16 protein-coding genes are annotated in these 13,776 nt (G+C 63.9%); 7 read left to right on the top strand and 9 right to left on the bottom strand.

Going from position 1 to position 13,776, the window contains the following annotated elements; all coding sequences use genetic code 11:
* Positions 1-123: 123 nt before the first annotated feature.
* The 5 genes from kynU to ACFQX9_RS21910 form a co-directional block, all read right to left on the bottom strand.
* The gene (kynU, locus tag ACFQX9_RS21930; protein ID WP_377790445.1) at positions 124-1,326 is read right to left on the bottom strand and encodes a kynureninase; all 1,203 of its coding nucleotides are present in this window, start codon (positions 1,324-1,326) and stop codon (positions 124-126) included.
* An 8-nt stretch (positions 1,327-1,334) separates the two neighbouring features.
* A complete protein-coding gene (gene kynA, locus ACFQX9_RS21925; RefSeq protein WP_377790443.1) occupies positions 1,335-2,174 on the bottom strand; it encodes a tryptophan 2,3-dioxygenase in 840 nt (279 codons plus the stop codon).
* A gap of 33 nt (positions 2,175-2,207) precedes the next feature.
* Positions 2,208-3,017, bottom strand: a complete 810-nt coding sequence (locus tag ACFQX9_RS21920) for an alpha/beta hydrolase (protein ID WP_247368323.1) — start codon at positions 3,015-3,017, stop codon at positions 2,208-2,210.
* Between the two features lie 215 nt (positions 3,018-3,232).
* The gene (locus ACFQX9_RS21915; protein WP_377790440.1) at positions 3,233-4,510 is read right to left on the bottom strand and encodes an ArgE/DapE family deacylase; all 1,278 of its coding nucleotides are present in this window, start codon (positions 4,508-4,510) and stop codon (positions 3,233-3,235) included.
* A 54-nt stretch (positions 4,511-4,564) separates the two neighbouring features.
* A complete protein-coding gene (locus ACFQX9_RS21910) occupies positions 4,565-5,290 on the bottom strand; it encodes a pyridoxamine 5'-phosphate oxidase family protein (protein WP_247368329.1) in 726 nt (241 codons plus the stop codon).
* Between the two features lie 74 nt (positions 5,291-5,364).
* Here ACFQX9_RS21910 and ACFQX9_RS21905 point away from each other — a divergent pair, with 74 nt between their 5' ends.
* Together ACFQX9_RS21905 and ACFQX9_RS21900 are read left to right on the top strand one after the other, a co-directional pair.
* Positions 5,365-6,837, top strand: a complete 1,473-nt coding sequence (locus tag ACFQX9_RS21905; RefSeq protein ID WP_377790438.1) for a PLP-dependent aminotransferase family protein — start codon at positions 5,365-5,367, stop codon at positions 6,835-6,837.
* Positions 6,838-6,904: 67 nt separating this feature from the next.
* Positions 6,905-7,153 (top strand): DUF6719 family protein, encoded by a 249-nt coding sequence (locus ACFQX9_RS21900; RefSeq protein ID WP_085352966.1) that lies wholly within the window; start codon positions 6,905-6,907, stop codon positions 7,151-7,153.
* Between the two features lie 3 nt (positions 7,154-7,156).
* Here the strand turns inward: ACFQX9_RS21900 and ACFQX9_RS21895 are convergent, their stop codons facing one another.
* Positions 7,157-7,519 (bottom strand): hypothetical protein, encoded by a 363-nt coding sequence (locus ACFQX9_RS21895; protein WP_247368332.1) that lies wholly within the window; start codon positions 7,517-7,519, stop codon positions 7,157-7,159.
* 35 nt (positions 7,520-7,554) lie between these two features.
* A complete protein-coding gene (locus tag ACFQX9_RS21890) occupies positions 7,555-7,719 on the bottom strand; it encodes a hypothetical protein (protein ID WP_018456302.1) in 165 nt (54 codons plus the stop codon).
* 417 nt (positions 7,720-8,136) lie between these two features.
* Between ACFQX9_RS21890 and ACFQX9_RS21885 the strand changes: the two genes are divergently transcribed.
* Positions 8,137-8,346 (top strand): hypothetical protein, encoded by a 210-nt coding sequence (locus ACFQX9_RS21885; protein ID WP_204511014.1) that lies wholly within the window; start codon positions 8,137-8,139, stop codon positions 8,344-8,346.
* A gap of 55 nt (positions 8,347-8,401) precedes the next feature.
* Here ACFQX9_RS21885 and ACFQX9_RS21880 read toward each other — a convergent pair whose 3' ends face one another.
* Positions 8,402-8,950, bottom strand: coding sequence for a CreA family protein (locus tag ACFQX9_RS21880; RefSeq protein WP_026233134.1), 549 nt, complete (start codon positions 8,948-8,950; stop codon positions 8,402-8,404).
* Positions 8,951-9,158: 208 nt separating this feature from the next.
* On the opposite strand from ACFQX9_RS21880, the gene ACFQX9_RS21875 reads away from it, so the two are divergent.
* The 4 genes from ACFQX9_RS21875 to ACFQX9_RS21860 all read left to right on the top strand — a co-directional run bounded on the left by ACFQX9_RS21875 (position 9,159) and on the right by ACFQX9_RS21860 (position 13,143).
* Positions 9,159-10,742: a L,D-transpeptidase family protein gene (locus ACFQX9_RS21875; protein WP_085384887.1), complete on the top strand. Its 1,584-nt coding sequence runs from the start codon at positions 9,159-9,161 to the stop codon at positions 10,740-10,742.
* Positions 10,743-10,834: 92 nt separating this feature from the next.
* Positions 10,835-11,404 carry a glutathione peroxidase gene (locus tag ACFQX9_RS21870; RefSeq protein ID WP_247391422.1) on the top strand — a complete coding sequence of 190 codons (570 nt, stop codon included), beginning with the start codon at positions 10,835-10,837 and terminating at the stop codon, positions 11,402-11,404.
* 165 nt (positions 11,405-11,569) lie between these two features.
* Positions 11,570-12,583, top strand: coding sequence for a polysaccharide deacetylase family protein (locus ACFQX9_RS21865; protein ID WP_377790435.1), 1,014 nt, complete (start codon positions 11,570-11,572; stop codon positions 12,581-12,583).
* An 8-nt stretch (positions 12,584-12,591) separates the two neighbouring features.
* Entirely contained in the window at positions 12,592-13,143 is a 552-nt protein-coding gene (locus tag ACFQX9_RS21860) for a dihydrofolate reductase (RefSeq protein WP_377790433.1), read from the top strand.
* An 11-nt stretch (positions 13,144-13,154) separates the two neighbouring features.
* On the opposite strand, the gene ACFQX9_RS21855 is transcribed toward ACFQX9_RS21860, so the two are convergent.
* A complete protein-coding gene (locus ACFQX9_RS21855; protein WP_377790431.1) occupies positions 13,155-13,607 on the bottom strand; it encodes a DoxX family protein in 453 nt (150 codons plus the stop codon).
* Between the last annotated feature and the right edge of the window lie 169 nt (positions 13,608-13,776).

Here is a 13,776-nt window from a genome sequence, read left to right as displayed (position 1 = left end):
AACGGCATCTTCATTGCTTTAATTTTCTCGAGCGGCGTCATCGGATCTCCTCCCAAATCATTCTGCTCACAGGGTGAATTGCTCTTCGCGGCAAAGCAATGACGGGGAGACAGCGTTCGTACCTCACGTCACCGCATTCACCACCTGATACTCCGGCCGCCGCCAAATTTCGCCCGCGATCACCTCCTCGATAAACTCGGCTGCCCGCACGATCTCGCCCTCGCCGATATACAGCGGCGTGATGCCAAACCTCATGATGTCAGGCGCGCGGAAATCGCCGATCACGCCACGGGCGATGAGGGCTTGCATCGCGGCATAGCCGCCGTCGAAGGCGAAGGAGACCTGAGAGCCGCGGCGCTGATGCGTGCGCGGCGTAACAAGCTTCAAGGACGGACAGCGGCGTTCGACCTCGGCAATCAGGAGATCGCCGAGGGCCAGCGAGCCGGCTCGGACCTCGGCGATATCGACGCGGTCCCAGATGTCGAGCGAAGCTTCCAATGCCGCCATTGCCAGCACCGGCGGCGTTCCCACGCGCATGCGCTCAACGCCACCTGCGGCCGCATAGGCAAGCTCGAACGCGAACGGCTTTGCATGCCCCATCCAACCCGACAAAGCGGCGCGCACGCTGTCGGCGTGGCGCGGCGCAACGTAGAGGAAGGCCGGCGCGCCGGGGCCGGCGTTGATGTATTTGTAGGTGCATCCAGCGGCGAAATCCGCGCCGGTGCCTGCAAGGTCAACCGGCAGCGCGCCGGCCGAATGCGCGAGGTCCCAGACCGTGACGATGCCGAGCGCATGCGCTCTTGCAGTCAGCTTCGCCATGTCGTGGCGCCGTCCGGTGCGGTAATCGACCTCGGTGATGTAGAGCACCGCGATCTCCTCCGACAACGAAGCCTCGATCTCCTCCGGCGCCACCAGGCGCAATTGATGGCCACGGCCAAGGGTCGCGATCAGGCCTTCGGCCATGTAGAGGTCGGTCGGAAAGTTGCCGGTGTCCGATAGAACGACCTTGCGCGACGCGTTCATGTCGAGCGCGGCGGCGAGCGCCTGATAGAGCTTGAGCGACAGCGTATCTCCGACCATGACGGAGCCGGCTTCCGCACCGATCAGGCGCGCGATGCGATCGCCGACATGGCGCGGCTGGGCATACCAGCCAGCCGTATTCCAGGCGCGGATCAAGTCATCGCCCCACTCGGCGGTGATGACGCGGCTGACGCGCTCGGCAACGCCAAGCGGCAACGCGCCGAGCGAATTGCCGTCGAGATAGATCACACCGTCCGGCATATGGAACAGCGCTTTGGTGTCGTCGTAGACGCGAAGCTTGGTCATGGAATTCTCTACAGGATCGTGCGCACGCGCCAGAGTTCCGGAAACAGCTCGACCTCCAGCATGCGCTTGAGGTAGCTGACGCCGCCAGTGCCACCGGTGCCGCGCTTGAAGCCGATGACGCGCTCGACCGTCGTCACATGGTTGAAGCGCCAGCGCCGGAAATAGTCCTCGAAATCGACCAGCTTCTCGGCGAGCTCGTAGAGCATCCAGTGCGTTTCCGGCGTCTCGTAGACGATACGCCAAGCCTGCAGCACACCTTCATTGAAGCTATGAGTCTCGCGAACATCGCGCGCCAGCACGGCCGCAGGCATCTTGAGCCCGTTGCGGTCGGCGAGCCGCAGCACCTCGTCATAGAGGCTTGGCGTTGCGAGCTCGGCTTCGAGCAGCTGCGTTGTTTCCAGATCGTGCGCGTGCGGCTTGAGCATGGCGTGGTTGCGGTTGCCGAGCAGGAATTCGATCTGCCGGTATTGCCGCGACTGGAAGCCTGAAGACTGGCCAAGCTGCGAGCGGAAGCGCGTATACTCGCTGGGCGTCATGGTGCGCAGCACGTCCCAGGCGCCGTTGAGCTGCTCGAAGATGCGCGACATCCGTGCCAGCATCTTCATTGCAGGCTGCACCTCATCCTTCGCGATCGAACGGCGTGCGGCGCTGAGCTCGTGGATGGCGAGCCGCATCCACAGCTCGGTGGTCTGATGCTGGATGATGAACAGCATCTCGTCATGGGCTTCCGACAGGGGATGCTGCGCGCCGAGGATCGCGTCCAGCGCCAGATAGTGTCCATAGGACATGCGCCGGGCGAAATCGGTCTCAGCGCCTTCGCTTGCGGGATCGTATTGGCTGGACGTCATGGCAGGCCCTTTCGATCGATCTTCAAGGCCTCGTCAGTCGAGGCCGATCAGGCGCGCGGTGATGGGCGACGACGGGTCCTTGAGGGCGTCGATCACGGTGAAATGGTTCAGCCCGGGATCGACGACAAGACGCGTCGGCACATCGAAACCAGTCCAGACATTGGCCATCAGATCGGACTGGCGGATGAATTCGGGCCGCTCGTTGCCACCGACCCAGGCGGTCACCGGCGAAGGCCCGCGCGGCAGATGCAGCGCCGCGCTTTCCAGCGTGGCCTCCTCCATCGTCATGCGCAGGGTGTTGTTCATCCTGGTTTTGAGCAGCGGACGCAGATCATGCAGGCCGCTGATGGACAGCGTCCCGGCGATGCGGTTGAAGACGGCGGGCTCCAGCCGGCTGTCGTCGCACAGCATGCGCGTAACGAGATGCCCGCCCGCGGAATGGCCGGCGAGCCGGATCGGGCCCGCGACCAGCGCGGCCGCCTTGGCGATCGCTGTGGTGATTTCCCCAGTAATGTCGGAGATGCGCGCGGCCGGCGTCAGCGTGTAGCTTGGCAGTGCCACCGTCCAGCCGTGATGCCGCGCGCCTTCGGCGAGATCAGTCCATGCCGATTTGTCGAAGCGCATCCAGTAGCCGCCGTGGACGAAGACGACGAGGCCCTTGCTGTCGCCGTCGGGCAAGATCAGGTCGAGGCGCTGGCGCTCGCCGGGGCCATAGGCGATGTCGGCGCGAAACTCCTTCAGTCCGGCGCGATAAGCCGCCGCGCGCTCCGCCCACAGCGCCGGTATCTTGTCCGAGCCCGGGATATGGGCCGAATTGGCGTAGGCGTCATCCCAATCGCGCATCGTGCCTTCCTCGGACTGTCCTGCGGACCGGGCCTTAGTCTGCCACCGGCGCGGCCGCCATCCTAGTCTTTATTTTAAGCTTAAAGGATTTTGGGACGCGGGTGGATTGGGCAGCCCCCGTCATTGCCAGCGCAGCGAAGCAATCCAGTCTGCCTCCGCGGTGGCAGTCTGGATTGCTTCGTCGCAAGGGCTCCTCGCATGACGGGGGAAGGCCCCTACCCCTGCTCCACCCCGCACCAATCCGCGATGAACAGCGCCAATGCCTTGGTCGTCTTTTTCAGCGAGTCCAGATCGACATATTCATTGAAGCCGTGCATCTCGCCGCCACTCGCGCCGAAGCACAGGCTCGGGATGCCGTGATTGAGGCCGTAGAAGCGGGTGTCGGTGAGCGCGGTGAAGACGAGGTCTTCGATTTGGCCGCCATACACGGTGCTGAAAGCCTTGCCGAACGCCGCCTCAGGCGCGGTGGCATTGGTCAGCTCATAGCCTTCCGACAAAAAGCCCGACCATTCGATCTCCGGCGGATTGTTGGCGAGGAAGCGGTGGTTGCGTGCGGCGGCGGCGACACACGCAAGAATCTCCTTCTGGTGATCGGCGATCGACCAGCCCGGCAACACGGCAATCCGGCAATCGACGTCGCACCAGGCCGGCACGCTGGAGGCCCAGTCGCCGCCCTTGATGATGCCGGGGTTGAAGTTGATGGGATGGTTCAGCGTCTTGAAGTGACGATCGGCTTTCGCGCGCTCGTTCCACTCGATCTCGAGTTTTTGCAGCGCCTGGATCAAATGATAGGCCGCCATGATTGCATTCGCGCCGGAGCCGGCGAAGGCGACATGGGTCGGATGGCCCTTCACGCGCAGGCGGAACCAGATCACGCCCACCTGCGAGCGCACCATCTTGCCGCCGGTCGGCTCAGGAATGAAGCAGGCATCCGCACGATAGCCTCGTTGAAGCGTCGAGAGCGCCCCGACGCCGGTGCTCTCCTCCTCGATCACAGACTGGAAGTGAATCCGCGCCGTCGGCCTCAGGCCCGCGGCCCTGATCGCATCGAGCGCGGAGAGCGCTGCGATGGTGCCCGACTTCATGTCGGAGGCACCGCGACCGAACATCTTGCCGTCCTTGATGACGGGCGAGAACGGCGGGGTGTCCCACAATTCCAGCGGCCCCGCGGGCACCACGTCGCAATGGCCCTGGAGGATCAGCGATTTGCCCGCCTCGGTTTTGGGCCGGTACGTGCCGACCACAGTGCGGGCCTTCGAAAAATCGTGCTCGATGGGCCCGAAGCCGCGCAGATCCTTGAGGTCGTCGACATTGATGTGCCAGTCGTCGACCTCGTATCCGCGCGCGCGCAGGAGGTCGCCGATCATGTCCTGGCATGGCCCCTCCGCACCGCGCGTCGAGGGGATCGCGACGAGATCGCGTGTGGTCGCGAGCTGGGCTTCGAAGCCGGCATCGACGGCGTCAAGAATCCTCTGCTGCGTTTCGGCATTCATCCGGCAACTCCAATCGGGCATTGAGATCATCGATGGAGCGCAAGCTAACCGATTTCAGCCGTTCCGGTACTCTGCAAAATAGGCATCCCGCAATGCATCTTCGAGCAGCCGGCCCTCCGAATAGCCATTCAGTGTCGCCGGCCGGCGCACGCCGTCGAGCAGCCGCGGGCAAGGCTCCGGCGCGCCGAGCACCGTGCGCACCGGGATGCGCTCGGCATAGATCGGCAATTCATAGTCCTCGTCGTCGTCGGCGACACCCTTGGCCCGGATTTTCGCGGAGGCCTCCTCGATCTCCATCGCGATAAAGGAGGTCGCCTTGATCTCCTGGGTGTTGCTCGCCCGCAGGCTCGCGGTGCGATCGGGGAAGAAGCGGTCGACCATCGCGATGACCGCGCGCTCTTTCTCGTCGGGATCGGTGACGAGATAGGCGGTGCCGAATGCCATCACGGCGCGGTAGTCGGCCGAGTGATTGAATCCGCAGCGCGCCAGCACCAGGCTGTCGAGATGGGCGACCGTCAGGCACACGCGCTCGCCCCTGGTCTGGTTGCGCAGCATGCGGCTGGCGCTTGAGCCGTGCCAGTACAGCTTCGTCCCTTCGCGCCAGAAGAAGGTCGGCGTGCAATAGGGCTGGCCGTCGATCGCGTAGGAGACGTGGCAGAGCATCGAGGAATCCAGGATACGATGAACGGTGTCGTGATCGTAGAAGCCGCGGTCATGACGGCGCTTCACCTGGTTGCGCGTGGATATCGGATAGGAATTCTGGTTCTCGGTCTGGCTCACGGCCGCTCCTGTCGGATTTGAACAATGCCAGAACAGTTGTAGGCGCGGATTTGGTCTGCGATAGTGCCAATTCCATGCGAAAAATTCCGACCAATTCTGTCCCCTCGCCGGCCAAAGCCGAGCTGCCGCTCGACCTCGCAGGCCCGCACATCACGGCTGGCGCCTCGTCGGCGCACCGGCTGTATCAGGCACTGTGCGAGATGATCGTCGGCGGTCTGGTGAAACCCGGCGAGCCGGTGCCGCCGTCGCGCACGCTGGCCAAACAGACCGGCTTTCGGCGCAATGCCGTCGTCACCGCCTATGAGCGGCTGATTGCCGACGGCTTTGCCGACGCCACCGTCGGCTCCGGCACCTTCGTCGCCGCGCGCATCCCCGCGCGCGCGGCTGAGCCGAAGCGGCCGAAGATCAGCGTCGAAACGCCCGGGCAAGGCGCGTTTTCGCTCGGCTGCACCCATATCGACGCGCGCGCCGTGCAGCGTTTCCGCGCCTTTGTCGGCCGTCGCATGCGCGCCTTCGGCGCTGAGCATCTGCACTATGGCGATCCCCGTGGCAGCCGCGAGCTGCGTGCGGCGATCGCCGATCATCTGTTGTCGGCGCGGGGCCTGCGCTGCGATCCCGATCAGATCATGCTGACGTCGGGCACGCTGCACGCGCTGCGCATCGTGCTGAGCGCGATCCTGAAGCCCAACGACCAGGTCTGGTGCGAAGACCCCGGCTACCCCGCTGCGCGGAAAACCATCGCGCATTGCGGCTATCGTGCCGTCTCCGTTCCCGTCGACGCGCACGGCATGCGGGTCGCCAAAGGCCGCGCAGCGGCGCCGTCCGCGCGCGCAGCCTATGTGACGCCGTCGCACCAGTTTCCGCTGGGTGTGCAGATGTCGATGCCGCGGCGGCTCGAGCTGCTGGACTGGGCCAGGCAGGCCGGCGCCTTCGTGCTGGAAGACGATTACGACAGCGAATTCCGTTACGACGGCGCGCCGCTGATGTCGCTGGCCGGTATCGATCACCTCCAGCGCGTGATCTACATGGGCACGTTCGCGAAGACGTTGTTTCCGGGCCTGCGCATCGGCTATTGCGCCCTGCCCGAGCGCTTGATTGCGGATGTCGCCGCGACGCGGGCCGCGCTCGACCGCTTTCCCGGCACGCTGATGGAGGGCGCGGTGGCCGACATGCTCAATTCCGGCGCGTTCGCGGCGAACCTGAAGCGCGTGCGCAAGCTTTACCGCGAGGCGCGCGACGCGCTGGCCGGGAGGCTCGAAGCCGCATCCGATGGCGTGCTGTCGGTGCCGGTCCCATCACAGGGTCTGCATCTAGTCGCCCGGTTCGATCCCTCGGTCGATCTGTCTGTGGCGGCGAAAGCCAAGCAGGCCGCGAGCGCCGAAGGCTGGCTGTTGGCCGACACCTATTCACGCGCGCGCCCACAGCCCGGTTTCGTGCTGGGATTTTCCGGCCACGCGGTTTCGAAGCTCGTGGCCTCCGCCGAACGACTCGCGCGGGAATCGCGAGTGGCCTTGCGAGCGAGGCGCACGCCGGCCCGGCGGGCATGATGAACGTTCACTATGAGAATCGGCTGCCGCTCCCTACATTGCGACATCGATGCCGGGAGCTCACCCCATGCTGCTACGCCGCGCGACTTGCCTTTCGCTCCTGATCTTCATCGCACTCGCCGCGACGGCGCGCGCAGGCTCGGTCGGACGCGAGCAGGACATCGTCGATCTCAAGCTCGGCCAGCGCGTGCAAGTGGACGACGGAACCTGCCCCGCCGGACAGGTCAAGGAAGTGCGCGGCGCCAAAATGACCGACAAGGGCGTCGCACGGACGAGCATCTGCGTGTCGCGATTTGGTCCGAAATCAAAGCGCTGAGCGCTACTTCGCCGGGTCGAACATGCATTGCAGGGTCGGCTTGGCGATCTTGGTGAAGGTCGGGCCGATTTCGATCTGCTTTGCGGCCGGCACCCAATCGGTCTCGATCGTCGGCACTCCGGTCTCGCTGATGCCGCGCAGCAGGGCCTCGCGAAGATCGCGATCCTCGACGACGGCGGCAGCATGATCGTGCAGGCAGCCGCAGACCTCTTCCGGATGCTCCCATCGCCCGAGCATGCGCGGCGCGCATTGCCTCACGAACTCGGTACGGGGATCGGGTAATCTGGAGGGAGAGCGCACTTGCGCCTGAACGGCACTGATCGTCAGAAGGGATATGAACGCCGCGGCGCAGGAACGAGCAAGCATGATGGCCTTTATTGGCTGATTTTTCTTGTTGGCGATCAGAAGCGCGCGGCAACCACGATCGGCTGCGGTGCCGGGATCATGATCGGCGAGCCGCTGTACTGGAAAGTACCGATACCCGGGACATTGCCGTCCGGCGAGCCTGCGAACGAGGAGCCGGCGAGCACGAAACCGAAAGCAAGGATGAGGCTGAGCGTGCGCATGAAGTTCTCTCCGAATTCGGTGGCCGGCGTGCGCCGTCGTCGTTGTGAGGTTGATAACCATGGGCGGTTTCGCGCGTGATGCGCCAAAGCCGGAAAATGGTTTCGTCTCCGTGAGAATTGTTTCGTCCCGCTCGAGGCGACGACATATTCCATGGAAAATCTCAATCTTTTCAGATGGGTCGTGCGGTCACCCAATGTAGCCTGGCAGGTTCCGGCGAGCTCGGATGCGCCGCGGAACGCCGGCGCCGTCATGATCCCGCCTCACACCCTTCACATGCGTTTTACGTTTTTCTGCTGAAGAGAAGCCGAACGAAGGCTGGGTCCTGTCGAACCGGGGGCGCTTCGACTGCGACCCAAGCTATCGAGACCGAGGACGCCCGAGCATCGCCGAGCGCGTTCATGTGAGGAACAGCCATCATGACCGCGCAGAATCGCGCAACGACGCGCGATGCGGACCAACGAACGGACCGCCGGGAGCAACGACCTGTTCACAGCAGTGCCCATTCGCCTGGCGAAATGGCGCTACAATCGAGCCGGGGCTTTGAGGCCACGCCGCAGTCATTCGTGCGGCTGACCGGCTCGCATCTTGCAAAACCGCGCGCCATCCGCGCTGACATCATCGAGTGAACGCAAACCCCTCACTGAGTGCACGCGAGAGCGTCACTGAGTGAACGCAAGAGCGTCACTGAGTGAAGAACTCTCCGCACTTCTGGACGTTGGCGTCCGCCGGTCCCCACGGCATGACCGGCACGGTCGAGGTCGAGTTCTTCGGCGAACCCTCGATCAGCCTGTCCGAATAGACCATGTAGACCAGCACGTTGCGCTTCGCGTCACAGCCGCGCACGATCTGCATCTTCTTGAAGAACAGCGAGCGGCGCTGGCGGAACATGTCGTCGCCCTGCTCCATCTTGTTCTTGAACTTGATCGGGCCGACCTGACGGCAGGCGAGCGAAATGTCCGAGACTTCCTCGGCAAGGCCCAGCCAGCCCTTGAAGCCGCCCTTCTCCGGCACCGTAAAATGACAGGCCACGCCCTCGACTTCAGGATCGTCGAGGCCGTAGGTCGCAAGCTTGTCGTTCGGGCTCATCCATTTGAACACGGTCGAGCGGCGAAAGATCAGATCCGGCTCGTCGGCGGCGAAGGCGGACGCTGCCGGCACGGTCAACGCCATGAGGAATAAAGCGAGGCCTTTCAAGCGGATGCTGGAAAGACTGCGGAAACGAGATGACATGAACCTCTCCGGTAACAACTTCCAGCAATGTAGGGATGAGGCGACCGATCAGGAAGACGACCGGCAAGCCGACACGGCCGCCGTTTACCGCTCCGTGAGGCTTTTTTGCTACGCTTTGGACAAATGTAGCTGATGGCAGAACCGCCATGCTGGTGAACGCGTATCCCCTCTGAGAGACTAACATCTGATTTGGATTATGGATTCGAGGATGAACAGCGTGAACGGGGCCGGTTTTTCTGCCAAGCCGACGCGGCTTTGGCAGGTCGCCATTTTGGCGGCGGCGGGTGCGATCGGCACGGCAAGCCAGGCGGACGCAGCGTTTTATTACTGGACGGACTATTCCGACGGGTCCTACGGGCGCCAGGAGCGCCATCTCGACGTCCCGCGCCAGAAACCGCAGAAGCGCGGTGCGGTCGGCAAAAAAGACCTTGTTGCCGAAAAAGAAGCCGGCACCAAACCGCAAGGTCCTCTCGTCATCGTCGTCTCGATCGACCGGCAGAAGGTCACGGTCTACGACAGCAAAGGCGTGTTCGCGGAATCCCCGGTTTCGACGGGCATGAAGGGCCATTCGACGCCGATGGGTGTGTTCAGCGTCATCCAGAAGCACAAATTCCACCACTCCAACATCTATAGCGGCGCGCCGATGCCGTACATGCAGCGGATCACCTGGTCGGGCGTTGCCATGCATGCCGGCGTGCTGCCGGGCTATCCAGCCTCGCACGGCTGCATCCGCATGCCGATGGCGTTCGCGGTGAAGATGTGGAACTGGACCAGGATGGGCGCGCGCGTGATCGTTTCGCCCGGTCAGATGTCGCCGCAGAAGTTCTCACATCCGCTGCTTGCCTCGCTGCGCGTGCCACCGCAACCCGCGGCCAGCCTCGAGCCGCAGACCAATGCCGGCGACAAGGCCGACAAGGGCACGGCCAATACCGCGGCCACCGAAGCAAAGCCGGTTGAAACGAAAACCGCCAGCGCCGACGGCGTGCCCGAGCTGCGCTCGTCGGTCGGCCACACCGTGATGTCGGACGTGACCACCGGATATGCCCCAGCCCGCGAGGAGGCCCCGGCATCGGCCGACAACACCGAGACAACGGCAAAGCCCGAGACCAAGCCCGCTGAGGCGGCGGACGCGGCCAAGCCAGAGGCCGGAGACGCCGCGCAGCCCGCGAACACTGAAGCGAAGCCTGTCGACGCCGCGGAGACGCCGAAGTCCGAACTCGCGAAGACATCCGATGCACCGGCCGCGGCGCCAGCGCAGGCGGCCACGACCGACGTCAAGAAGGACGAAACCCGCGTTGCCGATCCGGCGCCCGTGGCAAAACCTGAAGCGCCCAAGCGAGCGGGCCAGATCGCGGTCTTCATCAGCCGCAAGGATTCCAAGCTCTACGTGCGGCAGAACTTTGCGCCGCTGTTCGAGGTGCCTGTCACAATCGCCGCGAGTGATCGGCCGCTCGGCACGCATGTCTTTACCGCCGAAATCGACAAGGCCGATTCCAATGCGCTGCATTGGTCGGTGGTGTCCTTGCCAGTGTCGGTCCGTTCTGCCGCGCGCGAAGATGACGGCCGCGTGACAGGCCGCCAACGTGGCGCGGCGGTGATTCCCGTCGCCGTAAAGCCTGTGGTCCCGCCGGACAGTCCAGCCGAGGCCCTGGACCGCGTCTCGATCCCGGCCGACACGATCGCGAGGATCAACGAAATGCTGACATCGGGCGGCTCGATCATCGTCTCCGACCAGGGCATCAACCAGGGCGAGACTGGCGAAGGCACCGATTTCATCGTCCGCCTGTACTAACGCGCCTCATCGCGGCAGATAACGCCGTGTTGACGACGCCGCTCGCACCGACGGGGTAACATGCGCCCCGGATCATTTCGGGGGACGCCGTTATGATGAACCGCAGGACCATACTCATCGCCGCCTTTGCAGGCACGCTGGCGCCGGCGACGCGTGCACTGGCGGATGGCGGCATGAGCCGAATTTCCGCCTACGCCTTCTCTTTCCCGGCATTGTCAGGCGACGACATCCGCCTTGCGGCCTTCACTGGCAGGCCGCTGCTGGTGGTGAACACCGCTTCGCTCTGCGGTTACACGCCGCAATATGCCGGCCTGCAAGACATCTGGGGCGAGTTTCGCGAACGCGGCCTCACCGTCATTGGCGTGCCCTCCAACGATTTCGGCGGACAGGAGCCCGGCGGCACCAGTGAGATCTCGGAAACCGCCCACCACCAATACGGCGTTACCTTCCCCATCGCGGCCAAGGCCATCGTGGTCGGTGCAAAGGCGCATCCATTCTACAAATGGGCGGCAGAGGCGCGCCCGCGAGAAGTTCCGCGCTGGAACTTCCACAAATATCTGATCGGCCGGGACGGCTATATCGCCGATGTCTTTGCATCCGCGGTCGAACCGACAGACACGCGGATCAAGACGGCGATCGCCAAGGCGCTGGCCGACACTTGACGCCACGCGTCCCCAACCCGGTTGGGCACAATTGGGCTGGCGCGCCAAACAGCCGTTGCAATGGCGAGGGCCCACCATCTAGGCTAGGATTGTTATGGGCAGGATGGTTTTGCCGAAGGCGAAAAGCCGCGGCGGAACAACGGGATCAATCTCGAGGACAACACCATGCGTGTGGCGGCAGGACTGATATTGGCAAGCGCGATGTCTCTGGCGATGACGGGCGCGGCATGGTCGCAGACCCCGGCTGCAAAGCCCGCCGCCGCGACGCAGGCCGCACCGGCGGCAACACCGGCTGCGGCTGCGCCCGCTGCAGCTCCCGCACCCGCCGCCGCGCCGGCGGGCTTCGTCAATCCTCCGCCGCCTAAGCAGGCGCCGCAGCCCGCCCGCGCAGCCTGCAACACGCCGGGCGCGCTTGGGGTCGCCCGCACCGTCGAGATCGACACCACGGGCGGTCCTGGCTTCGGCTTCGAGCATTTCAAGGAGCTCGATTTCCTGCGCGACCACGAGGTAGTGCTGACCTTCGACGACGGCCCCTGGCCCAAGAACACGCCCGCGGTGCTGAAGGCGCTCGCCGACGAGTGCACCACCGGCATCTTCTTCTCGATCGGCAAGCACGCGACCTACGAGCCGGAGATCCTGAAGCAGGTCTACGCGGCCGGCCATACCGTGGGCACCCACACCTGGTCGCACGCCAACCTCAACAACAAGAAGCTCACGGAAGCGCAGCGCAAGGAAGAGATCGAGAAGGGTCTTTCCGCGGTGAAATGGGCGCTCGGCGGCATTTCGCCCTCGCCTTTCTTCCGCTTCCCGGCGCTCCAGCATCCGCCGGAGATGGTCACCTATCTCGGCAACCGCAACACGGCGATTTTCTCCTGCGACATCGACTCCTTCGACTTCAAGGCCTCGAAGCCCGAGAAGGTGGTCGAGACCGTCATGAAGAAGCTCGACAGCAAGGGCAAGGGCATCATCCTGATGCACGACTTCCAGAAGCACACTGCGGAAGCCCTGCCCGAATTGCTCAAGCGCCTGAAGGCTGGCGGTTACAAGGTGGTGGCGATGCGCGCCAAGTTCCCGGCCTCGACGCTGCCGGAATACGACCAGGAGCTGCTCAAGGACGTCAAGCTGCCGACGGTGAGCAACCGGCCAGTCAACAGCGTCGTGACGACGGTCTCCGAATAGCCGCGCCATTGTCCTTTCGCATCGAAGGCTACGTCATCGTCTCCGCGGACGGCATGCTCGCCGACGCGGAGCATGTCATGCCCGACAGCCTGAAGTTCGAAGGCGACAAGCTGTTCTTCGAGCAGGCGCTCGATCGCGCCGCGCTGATCGTGCACGGCCGTCACTCGCATGAGCAGCAGCCGAATTCACCCAAGCGCAAGCGCCTGATCCTGACCCGCAAGATCCAGACTCTGACCGTCGATCCCGAGATGCCGAACGCGACCTTGTGGAATCCGGCTCACGCCAGCTTTGAGGACGCCTGTGCGTTCGCCGATGTCGCTTCCGGCACCGTCGCAATCATCGGCGGCCCCGTCGTGTTCGACATGTTCATGGATCGCTACGATACGTTCTGGCTGTCGGAAGCCCCGCACCTTCGGCTGCCCGGCGGCGAGGGCTGTTTTGTCGAAGTACCGGGGCGCACGCCTCAGGAGGTGCTGGCCTCACACGGGATGAAGCCGGGCGCGCCGTATCTGCTCGACGCCGCGCATGACGTGACGGTGACGCCATGGCGCAGGACGTAGTGGCTTAACCTTTATACGTCCCCGTAGGCCGCTTCGGCCGGACGCGTGGCGCGCCCGTAGCCCATGATCATGAACAGGGCGCCGATGATCGACAGGTTCTTGAGCGCGTCGACCAGCATCTTGCCGTTGTCAGGCGGCACCTGGTTCCAGAAGTCGTAGAACAGGAAGGTCGCGACCGCGACATAGATAATCATCAGCATCGCGAAGAAGCGCGCGCCGAAATTCAGCGCGATCATCACGCCTGCGATGATCTCGAGCACGCCGACTGCGATCGCCAGCAGTTGCGGCGTGGTCATGGCCGTCGCCGTCTCGATCTGCTTGGCGTAAGGCGCGATCATGTCGGGCGTCACGACATTGGCGGCGATGAAATCAACGGTCGCCTGCATGGCAAACAGTCTTGCCGCACCCGTGTAGATGAACAGCACGGCGAACAGGATCCGCCCGAAAGTCACGAACGCTGGCATGATCGGCCTCTTTGCTCAGGCTTTTGAATTCTCGCGAAAGCACTTCGCGATTATGAAGATACATTCGCCGGTTTACAAACGGGGAAATGGCTAACTGCGAGCAATTCAAAGTTGGTGGCCCGGCACTGCACCTTCTTACCTTGTGGGAGAAGGTGCAGTGCCGGATGAG

Origin of the sequence: Bradyrhizobium sp. GCM10028915, from assembly GCF_042666195.1 — a bacterium.
Taxonomy (GTDB): domain Bacteria; phylum Pseudomonadota; class Alphaproteobacteria; order Rhizobiales; family Xanthobacteraceae; genus Bradyrhizobium; species Bradyrhizobium canariense_D.
Note: the sequence above shows the minus strand (reverse complement) of the source record. Positions and strands in the feature narration are given on the sequence as shown.

What these genes read in the sequence shown, in the direction of transcription:
- kynA (WP_377790443.1), bottom strand. Translation starts at nt 2,174, where the DNA reads ATGACGTCCAGCCAATACGATCCCGCAAGCGAAGGCGCTGAGACCGAT.
- ACFQX9_RS21870 (WP_247391422.1), top strand. Translation starts at nt 10,835, where the DNA reads ATGATGAACCGCAGGACCATACTCATCGCCGCCTTTGCAGGCACGCTG.
- ACFQX9_RS21865 (WP_377790435.1), top strand. Translation starts at nt 11,570, where the DNA reads ATGCGTGTGGCGGCAGGACTGATATTGGCAAGCGCGATGTCTCTGGCG.
- ACFQX9_RS21895 (WP_247368332.1), bottom strand. Translation starts at nt 7,519, where the DNA reads ATGCTTGCTCGTTCCTGCGCCGCGGCGTTCATATCCCTTCTGACGATC.
- ACFQX9_RS21900 (WP_085352966.1), top strand. Translation starts at nt 6,905, where the DNA reads ATGCTGCTACGCCGCGCGACTTGCCTTTCGCTCCTGATCTTCATCGCA.
- ACFQX9_RS21855 (WP_377790431.1), bottom strand. Translation starts at nt 13,607, where the DNA reads ATGCCAGCGTTCGTGACTTTCGGGCGGATCCTGTTCGCCGTGCTGTTC.
- ACFQX9_RS21890 (WP_018456302.1), bottom strand. Translation starts at nt 7,719, where the DNA reads ATGCGCACGCTCAGCCTCATCCTTGCTTTCGGTTTCGTGCTCGCCGGC.
- ACFQX9_RS21880 (WP_026233134.1), bottom strand. Translation starts at nt 8,950, where the DNA reads ATGTCATCTCGTTTCCGCAGTCTTTCCAGCATCCGCTTGAAAGGCCTC.
- ACFQX9_RS21905 (WP_377790438.1), top strand. Translation starts at nt 5,365, where the DNA reads ATGCGAAAAATTCCGACCAATTCTGTCCCCTCGCCGGCCAAAGCCGAG.
- kynU (WP_377790445.1), bottom strand. Translation starts at nt 1,326, where the DNA reads ATGACCAAGCTTCGCGTCTACGACGACACCAAAGCGCTGTTCCATATG.
- ACFQX9_RS21915 (WP_377790440.1), bottom strand. Translation starts at nt 4,510, where the DNA reads ATGAATGCCGAAACGCAGCAGAGGATTCTTGACGCCGTCGATGCCGGC.
- ACFQX9_RS21875 (WP_085384887.1), top strand. Translation starts at nt 9,159, where the DNA reads ATGAACAGCGTGAACGGGGCCGGTTTTTCTGCCAAGCCGACGCGGCTT.
- ACFQX9_RS21885 (WP_204511014.1), top strand. Translation starts at nt 8,137, where the DNA reads ATGACCGCGCAGAATCGCGCAACGACGCGCGATGCGGACCAACGAACG.
- ACFQX9_RS21920 (WP_247368323.1), bottom strand. Translation starts at nt 3,017, where the DNA reads ATGCGCGATTGGGATGACGCCTACGCCAATTCGGCCCATATCCCGGGC.